The sequence below is a fragment of the Alkalibacterium sp. 20 genome, assembly GCF_001885615.1.
Classification (GTDB): Bacteria; Bacillota; Bacilli; order Lactobacillales; family Carnobacteriaceae_A; genus Alkalibacterium.
In genome coordinates this window covers 1-9,120 of the sequence record NZ_LSRN01000062.1, presented here as the reverse complement: position 1 = coordinate 9,120, position 9,120 = coordinate 1, and the positions used below count along the sequence as shown (strand labels likewise).

8 protein-coding genes are annotated in these 9,120 nt (G+C 36.5%); all 8 read left to right on the top strand.

Going from position 1 to position 9,120, the window contains the following annotated elements; genetic code table 11:
• Window positions 1-1,113: helix-turn-helix domain-containing protein (locus tag AX762_RS10145; protein WP_143139352.1), on the top strand; the 1,113-nt coding region annotated here is incomplete at its 5' end.
• Complete coding sequence (locus AX762_RS10140; RefSeq protein ID WP_143139351.1) at window positions 1,106-2,566, top strand: ATP-dependent DNA helicase RecQ; 1,461 nt, start codon at window positions 1,106-1,108, stop codon at window positions 2,564-2,566. The genes AX762_RS10145 and AX762_RS10140, both read left to right, overlap by 8 nt.
• Before the next feature lie 49 nt (window positions 2,567-2,615).
• Window positions 2,616-3,365, top strand: coding sequence for a LysM peptidoglycan-binding domain-containing protein (locus tag AX762_RS10135; RefSeq protein ID WP_071849018.1), 750 nt, complete (start codon window positions 2,616-2,618; stop codon window positions 3,363-3,365).
• A 25-nt stretch (window positions 3,366-3,390) separates the two neighbouring features.
• Complete coding sequence (gene cmk / locus AX762_RS10130; protein ID WP_071849021.1) at window positions 3,391-4,056, top strand: (d)CMP kinase; 666 nt, start codon at window positions 3,391-3,393, stop codon at window positions 4,054-4,056.
• 226 nt (window positions 4,057-4,282) lie between these two features.
• Window positions 4,283-5,569, top strand: a complete 1,287-nt coding sequence (gene rpsA, locus AX762_RS10125; protein ID WP_071849020.1) for a 30S ribosomal protein S1 — start codon at window positions 4,283-4,285, stop codon at window positions 5,567-5,569.
• Window positions 5,570-5,683: 114 nt separating this feature from the next.
• Window positions 5,684-6,997 (top strand): ribosome biogenesis GTPase Der, encoded by a 1,314-nt coding sequence (gene der, locus AX762_RS10120; RefSeq protein ID WP_071849017.1) that lies wholly within the window; start codon window positions 5,684-5,686, stop codon window positions 6,995-6,997.
• Window positions 6,998-7,237: 240 nt separating this feature from the next.
• Entirely contained in the window at window positions 7,238-7,516 is a 279-nt protein-coding gene (locus AX762_RS10115; RefSeq protein ID WP_071849016.1) for an HU family DNA-binding protein, read from the top strand.
• 177 nt (window positions 7,517-7,693) lie between these two features.
• Window positions 7,694-9,034, top strand: coding sequence for a type I glutamate--ammonia ligase (gene glnA / locus AX762_RS10110; protein WP_071849015.1), 1,341 nt, complete (start codon window positions 7,694-7,696; stop codon window positions 9,032-9,034).
• The last annotated feature ends 86 nt before the right edge of the window (window positions 9,035-9,120 follow it).

Below are 9,120 nucleotides of genomic sequence, written 5' to 3'. Positions count from 1 at the left end.
GGGAATAATGATATAATTAAATCGTCAATACATTTTGAAATTCAGAGGAGTGAGAACAAGTTGGCTGATCATTTTTTAGAAAACTATATATTGAGTTTATTTAATAATAATACCTCAGTAACAATTAAACAACTGAGTCTCATTGCAAGTGGAAAACGAACCCCCTCTGTATTATTCAATGTTGAAAAAAATAAATTGTATGCTTTGTTTGCTCTTTTTCCAGAACTCTCAATAAAAGATTGGGAAAGAATCATTCATATACTTGTGACTCAACAGTCGTTAAAGATTGCCGATGATCATTTAAGAATAACGCCAACGGGCATTAAAGAAAAAGAAGCTTTCAAGAAAGAATTTCCTTTTATCAATAATTTAGACCAGTTACGCTATGCAACTACGAAACAACTCTTTTGGAATCGTTTCATTTTTATCACTCAAATATTTTCTGAATACAGTTATCAAAACAAAGACTACGTGCCATATTTATCCACTATAGAAAATCAGTCGAGTATAAAAAAATGGTTGGTTGGATATGGAAAAGCAATGGATGAATTGACTTTAATATGGATTGAAGAGTTGAATGCTTTACTTCAATCGTTCTCGACTGATCACTCAAATTTTATTGCAGGTCACTTTGTTGGACATAATCTTAATGGAAGCACAAGCCGTCAAATCCAAAACACTTACGACCTATCGACAGAACACTATAAAGTTTTAATTGATCAGCTAAGTTATAAAATAGGTCAACGAGACGAAAACTCATTTCCTTTACTTTCTTCGTTATGGAAACATACTTACAAAGACAGTGATGAAGGCTTGAGTCATAGTGCCTGGATTTCAAAAATTTTGCTTGAAAAAGGAATAAATTTAGACGAAGTAGCTAAGAGACGAAAACTAAAAAACAATACAATCAAAGAGCACATACTTGAATGTGTTTTAATAAAAAATTGGCCACATTATAAACATTATATTGCAGTTACGCACTATACAGAGTTGCATTCTTTATTCGAATCAAAACAGGTCTCGACATATGCTGAAGCGAAGACAATTATAGAGGATTTAGATTTTTTCTCATATCGCTTAATTGAAATTGAAAGGATCAGACAGAATGATTGAAAATCCAGAAAAACAGATGTATGAAATGTTAAATAAGCGATTTGGTCATTCTACGTTCAGGCCGGGTCAGAAAGAAGCCATTGAAGCTGCACTGAAGGGTAAACATTCGCTGGTCATGTTACCGACAGGAAGTGGGAAATCTTTATGTTATCAACTTCCGTCATATTTCATGTCGGGTGCGACTCTAATAGTCTCACCTTTACTATCGTTGATGCAAGACCAAGTGGAAACGATGAAAAGAAATGGAGAGAAGTCTGTTGTTGCATTGAATAGTTTTATGTCTCAGAAAGAAAAAAAATTGATTATAAATAACTTAGAGTCCTTCAAGTTCATATTTATGTCTCCTGAAATGTTACAGCATGAGAGAGTATTAAATCGTGTGAAAAAAATTGAATTATCATTGCTTGTAGTGGACGAGGCTCACTGCATTTCGCAATGGGGCATGGACTTCCGACCCGATTATCTTAAACTAGGTGAGATCAGAAAGAAATTAGATGAACCGCTCACCATGGCTCTAACTGCTACGGCTATTGAAAAAGTTAGAAACGAAATTATTGAAAATTTAAATCTTCAATCTAATGTTAAAGAAATTATTTACTCGGTGAATCGTCCTTCCATACAATTACGAGTGGAGTTATGCAATGGGAATAAAGAGGTCAAACTGATCCAGGCTATTAATGAGTTCAAGAGTGCCGGGATCGTTTATTTTTCAAGCAAAAAAATGGCCGACGCTATGGCAGAAAAAATTCGACAGACAACCATTTTTTCTGCCGAAAGCTATCATAGTGACATAGAAACAGAAGACAAGAAGAAAATCCAGGCACAATTTCTTGACAACAATCTAGATATTATTTGTGCTACGAGTGCGTTTGGTATGGGAATCGATAAACCGGACATAAGATTTGTGATCCACTATCATATGCCTGCTAATCCAGAGATGTATCTTCAGGAAATTGGTCGAGCAAGTAGAGATAAAAATGGAGGAGTAGCCTTATTACTATACGAAAGTGGTGATGAGTTTCTACAAATGAGATTACAACAAGATACTTTTCCCAGTAACGATGAGTTATCATTAGCATATGCCCATCCCAAATCCTTAGAGTTACTAAAGGATGATAGTAAAAGTAGACTTGCAGATTATTTTATAAAACAAAACATCGATATAGAGAACGCACATCACCTTATAGAAGAGCGCATTTTTTATAAGAAAAAGCAGTTGAGTGTCATGGTTGAGTATGCACTGACGGCGGAGTGTAAAAGAGAAGCATTGCTTAATTACTTTAACGAAGAATTGGAGAACGATTCCAGGCAATGCTGTTCAAGTTGTCAGCCTCATTTATCTTTTCCTTATGAAATAAACAAAGACTTCAATCATAGAAATAATAATAGTGAACGAACTTGGGAAATGGTCATGAAAAAGTTGTTTAATTTTAATGAGCAACCTAAAAATTAGCTTTATCTATGATATAATGAATACCAAATCGTATAAGAGGAGTTAAACTATGGGCAAAAAAGATCGCAAATCCATGGAAGAGCTTTGGTCAAAACGTTTTGACGAAGAAGCTGAACATTCAGAAGATGAACCTTTATCAAGAAAAGCTAAACGTGAAAGAGAGAAAAGTGTTTCTCCTATTTTAACTGTGACTTTGATATTTATGGCATTACTTATTATTTTGCCAACTTCTGCCTATTTATGGTGGTCAAGCAGAGAGGGCTTATCAGAAGAGCAGTCAGGTCCATCGATTGAGCAAGTAATGGATAATAATGACGATGAAGAAGTTGAAGAACAATTAGAAGAAGACGAAGAACTTAATGATTCTGAGGATGACGAGTTGAATTTAGTAGATTCTGATGCAGAAGATGCCTCTGTTAATGGTGAAGAGACCAATGAAAATTCTGATGAGTCATTATCTGATGCAGAAGAAGATGATATTGAAGACACGGTGTCTGATGAGACGGTGAGTGAAAGTTCGCCAGAAACAAATCCAGACGATAGTGCTCAGAACCGGGAAGCTGAATCCAGCAATCAGTCAAATGATGAAGAAAATATTGAAGAATCAACGCCGGCTGCTGAAGTAGAGTCCACACCGGAAAATATTCCAGCTGAGAACGCTAACTTTTATACTGCTAAATCAGGAGACAACATGTACCGTATTGCGCTGAATCATGGAATGACAACAAACGAGTTGATGCAGTTGAATAATATTCAAAATGAAACGGTGCACATCGGACAAGAGTTAAAAGTTGAATAATTTTATAAACGAAAGTGTGGAGAGAATGGAAAATAAAACATTAACCATTGCAATAGACGGACCTGCATCGTCGGGGAAAAGTACAGTGGCTAAGAGAATCGCTTCTGAATTGAGCCTGATTTATGTAGATACAGGTGCAATGTACCGGGCGTTAACTTTTGAGGCTTTACAAAATAATATTAATATAAAAGATGAGCAAGCCTTGGTGAAATTATTAGCAGAAACAGAAATAACTTTTGAACCTAACGAAAAAGGTCAGACGGTATTTTCTAATGGTGCTGATGTGACGTATGAGATCAGAGAAAATAATGTCACTAATACGGTATCTGTTGTTGCTGCTCATCCAAGAGTGCGTCAATTGATGGTAGAACGTCAGCAAGCTATGGCAATGAATAATGGTATTGTTATGGATGGTCGGGATATTGGAACGGTTGTATTACCCAATGCGGATCTAAAGATCTTTTTAGTTGCCAGTGTAAAAGAAAGAGCAGAAAGAAGACACAAGGAAAATGAAGAAAAAGGCATGTTTTCTGATTTGGAACAATTAAAAAAAGATATAGCAGAAAGAGATTATAAGGACACTACTCGAGAATCATCCCCCTTGAAACAAGCAGAGGATGCTATGAGAATAGACACGACCAAAATGTCTATTGATGAAGTTGTCAATAAGATAAAAAGTTTAATAAAATAATTGTAAAATGATTGATTTACGTAAGATAACATGTTTTAGTGGAAATTATATTACATATTATGTACAATTGGACATGTAGGAATTATTCGTTTGGGAGGCAAATAATATGACAGAAGAAAACAAAGACAAATTAGATAATATAGAGACAACTGAAGAAGAAGCAGTCGAAAAAGCGAATGAGCAAGTTGAAGTAAATACCGCTAAAGACACTTCTCCTGAAGATGTTATGGTAGAAAACGAAGAAGCACAGGTGCAACCTGCTGTTGAATCAACGAATGATACATCTGAATCAATGTCAGATGTTATGAGAGATGTCGTTGATATTGCTCTTGGCGATTTGGTCAAAGGGGAAGTTTTAACTATTGACAACGAAAAACAAGTTATTGTTGGGCTTGGCGGTGGACAAGAAGGCGTTATTCCTCCAAGAGAATTATCATCAGAGCGTTTTGATCATCCTACCGATATCGTATCTGTAGGCGACATCATAGATGTTGTTGTTTTAAGAGATATCCAAGATAAAGAACAAGGAAGCTTTGTTTTATCTAAAAAACGCGTAGATCAGCGTAAAGTATGGGAAGAATTGCAAGCCAAGTTTGACAATGATGAAACAATTGAAGCACCCGTCTCACATGTCGTTAAAGGTGGACTGACCGTTGATTTAGGTGTGAGAGGATTTGTTCCTGCATCACAAATCGACACGCATTTTGTTAGTGACTTAAACCAGTTCGAAGGCAACACCTATACATTTAAAATTATTGAAATAGATCCTAAAGAACGTCAACTCATCTTATCTCGTAAAGTATTACTTGAAAAAGAACATGCAGCAGAGAGAGAAGAAGCGTTAGCAAGTTTAGTAGAAGGCTCAGTTGTAGAAGGTGAAGTCGTTCGTTTAACTAACTTTGGTGCGTTTGTAAATGTAGGCGGCGTTGATGGACTTGTTCATATTTCTGAGATTGCTCATGAACGTATCAACTCTCCAAAAGACAAACTATCTAAAGGGGATAAAGTAAACGTTAAAGTTCTTAAAGTAGATAAAGAACAGAAACGCGTGTCTCTATCGATCAAAGAAACTTTAGCTGGACCATGGGATAACATTGAAGAAGAATTGCCAGCAGGTAGTGTTACAAAAGGTATAGTGAAACGTGTAACAGACTTTGGCGCATTTGTTGAAGTTAAACCCGGTGTTGAAGGACTTGTTCATATTTCTGAAATGGCTCATAAGCATGTCGAAACACCTCATGAAGTTGTAGCTAAAGATGAAGAAATCGATGTTAAAGTTCTTAGTGTTAGTCCTCAAGAAGAACGTATTTCATTAAGTATCAAAGCTTTAGAAGATGATCCAAATGAATCATCTGACAGTGAACAGCCAAAAAAAGCAAAAAAACAAAAGCCTCAAGGTAAAACTGATATCAAGCAACCCTCATTACGTGAAGATGATGGAGATGGATCATTTACATTAGGTGATCAAATTGGTGATCAACTTTCAGGATTCATGGACAACGACGAAGAGTAATTAATTTAACGGTATATTATACCGCACCCAACTGTAAGTAGGTGTCTTGCCTATTTCAGTTGGGTGTCCTGTTTTTACTAAGTAGATTACAAAATAGAGAATGAAGGTGTTTTAGTGGTAAAACCAACTGTAGCAATTGTAGGTAGACCTAATGTAGGTAAATCAACAATTTTCAACCGTGTCGTAGGTGAACGCATCTCAATCGTTGAAGATACATCAGGCGTAACAAGAGACAGAATTTATGCAGATGCCGAATGGCTTGGACGAGAATTTGCTCTTATTGACACGGGCGGTATTACGATGGAAGATGAGCCGCTTAGTGTGCAAATTAGGCAGCAAGCTCAGATCGCCATAGAAGAAGCAGACGTCATAATCATGATGACAAGTGTTAAAGAAGGTGTCACTTATGAAGATGAACAAGTCGCGCCTATTTTATTCAAGTCAGGAAAACCAGTGATATTGGCTGTTAATAAAACAGATAATCCGGAAATCAGAAATGAGATTTATGAATTTTATTCATTGGGATTAGGAGAGCCATATCCAATTTCAGGTGCACATGGATTAGGTCTAGGGGATGTCTTAGATGAAGTTATCAAGCATCTGCCTGATAATGTTGAAAGTGATTACGATGAAGAAACAATCAAGTTTAGTGTGATTGGCCGACCAAACGTAGGGAAATCAAGTTTAGTAAACGCAATCATTGGTGAAGAACGTGTTATCGTATCCAATATTGCCGGTACAACACGTGAAGCTGTCGATACCCGTTTTCATACTAAAGATGGCAGAGATTTTGTCGTCATAGATACTGCCGGCATGCGTAAAAGAGGCAAAATATACGAAAGTACAGAAAAATATAGCGTATTAAGAGCCCTTAGAGCCATTGAACGATCAGATGTAGTCTTATGTGTTATTAATGCTGAAGAGGGCATAAGAGAACAGGATAAGCACGTTTTTGGTTATGCACACGATGCGGGTAAAGGAATCATTATCGTTGTGAACAAGTGGGATACGGTCGAAAAAGAAACAAATACGATGAAAGAGTTCGAACTTGATGTTAGAGATGAATTCCAATATCTAAAATATGCACCGATCGTGTTTGTATCCGCCATCACTAAAAAGCGTTTGCATTTATTGCCTGAACGCATCGCAGATGTCTTTATGAATCGAAATCTTCGGATTCAATCGTCTACTCTAAATGATGTTGTCATGGATGCTGTAGCAACAAACCCTACACCAACCGACAAAGGTCGCAGACTTAAAATTTATTATACCACTCAAGTGGCTGTTTCACCTCCGACTTTCGTCATTTTTGTGAATGATCCTGAACTTCTTCACTTTTCTTATGCACGTTTTTTAGAGAACAGATTTAGGGATACATTTAATTTTGAAGGAACACCTATTCGGATTATTCCTCGCAGAAGAAAATAAGCGAAATCGAACCTGTTTATTATATAACTATATTTTTGAAGAAAAATTTCAGTCATTTCAAAGATAATTTTTATAAAAGCATTGCAGTGTCAACGATTCTGTGGTATCTTTTTAAATGAAATGTCATAACAGACTATTTCACCAAAACATATTCTTTGAATTGAGAATGTAGTAAGATCGCAAGTTAATTCACTAAAATTAGCATGCATCAAACTTCTCTTGAGGAGGTGAAAGAACACGATGGCAAATAAAGCAGAATTAATCGAAAAAGTAGCAACTTCAGCTGACCTTACTAAAAAGGATGCAACAGCTGCTGTAGAAGCAGTTTTTGAATCAATTAAAGATACATTAGCTGACGGCGAAAAAGTGCAAATTATTGGCTTTGGTAACTTTGAAGTACGTGACCGCGCTGCACGTAAAGGACGTAATCCTCAAACAGGGGAAGAAATCCAAATCCCTGCAACTAAAGTTCCAGCATTTAAAGCTGGTAAAGCTTTAAAAGATGCAGTAAAACAGTAACACTTCATACTTTTTAATTGTCGAGATCATTTGATCTCGACTTTTTTTTGCCATAAAATGCACCTTTTCAGATAATCATGCAACTAAAAAGGGTGAATTGATTGACAATCAGATAAGATGTACGTAGTCTTAACTAAGAAATAAAAGTAAAAGTCTTGAAAGGATGAGTAATGTATTATGTCCTCCAATCGCAAAGAGGAAATACGGAAAAATGCTAAAGAAAAAAATGTTAGGTTCCTGAGGTTAATGTTCACTGATATAGATGGTGTCATTAAAAATGTTGAGGTGCCTATAAGCCAGTTAGATAAAGTCATGGATAATGAAATGGCATTTGACGGGTCTTCGATTGATGGATTTGTAGAAATAGATCAAAGTGATATGAAACTGCATCCTGATTTAGATACCTGGCTTGTTTTCCCTTGGGAGATCAATTCAAGCGATGGTCTTATAGCGCGATTTATATGTGATGTCTATATGCCAAGTGGAGAACCATTTGAAGGAGATCCTAGAAGTAACTTGAAGCGTGTTTTGAAAGAGATGAAGGACCTAGGTTTTACAGAATTCAATTTAGGACCTGAACCAGAATTTTTCCTATTCAAACTGGATGAAAATGGCAATCCGAGCAAGCATTTAAACGATGATGGAGGATATTTTGATCTAGCTCCAACCGATTTAGCTGAAAACTGCCGAAGAGACATTGTTTTAGAACTAGAATCATTAGGCTTTGAAATTGAAGCGAGTCATCATGAAGCGGCTCCCGGTCAACATGAAATAGACTGGAAATATGCAGATGCAGTAGAAGCCTGTGACAATATCCAGACATTTAAGCTGATTGTCAAAACAGTTGCGAGAAAGCATGATTTACATGCAACCTTTATGCCTAAACCTATTGAAAACATTAGTGGATCGGGTATGCATTTTAACATGTCTCTATTCAAGCAAGGGCAAAATGCCTTTTTCGATGCGAGCAATGAAGATGGCTTAAGTAATACGGCGTATCAATTTATTGCAGGGTTATTAGATCACGCTCAAGCCTATACAGCTATTTGTAATCCTATCATCAACTCTTATAAACGATTAACGCCTGGTTTTGAGGCGCCTGTCTATATTGCATGGTCTGGAACGAACAGAACCCCATTAATTCGAGTGCCGGCTTCCAGAGGACAATCTACGCGTGTGGAGCTTAGAAGTGTTGATCCTGCTGCTAATCCTTATCTAGCTTTAGCGGTATTATTAAAAGCTGGATTAAGAGGGATTGCTGAAGCCAAAAGTGCTCCTAATCCGGTGAATAAGAATATTTATAATATGAGCCAATTTGAACGGGATGAAAACCTGATTCAGTCATTGCCAAAAGATTTAATGGAAGCTTTAGAAGCCTTAAAAGAGGACGAGTTAATTAAAGATGCTATTGGTCAGCACATATTCGAACGATTTGTTGCTGCGAAAGAAAGTGACTGGAGAGCCTACTCGACATCAGTATCACAATACGAGATGGATCGTTACTTCAAATTATACTAAGCAAATGATTACCAATTCTAAAAAAACTCCCTTTAAACGGTTAAATTAAACTTGTTTAAAGGGAGTTTTTAGGATGTTAACGGCAT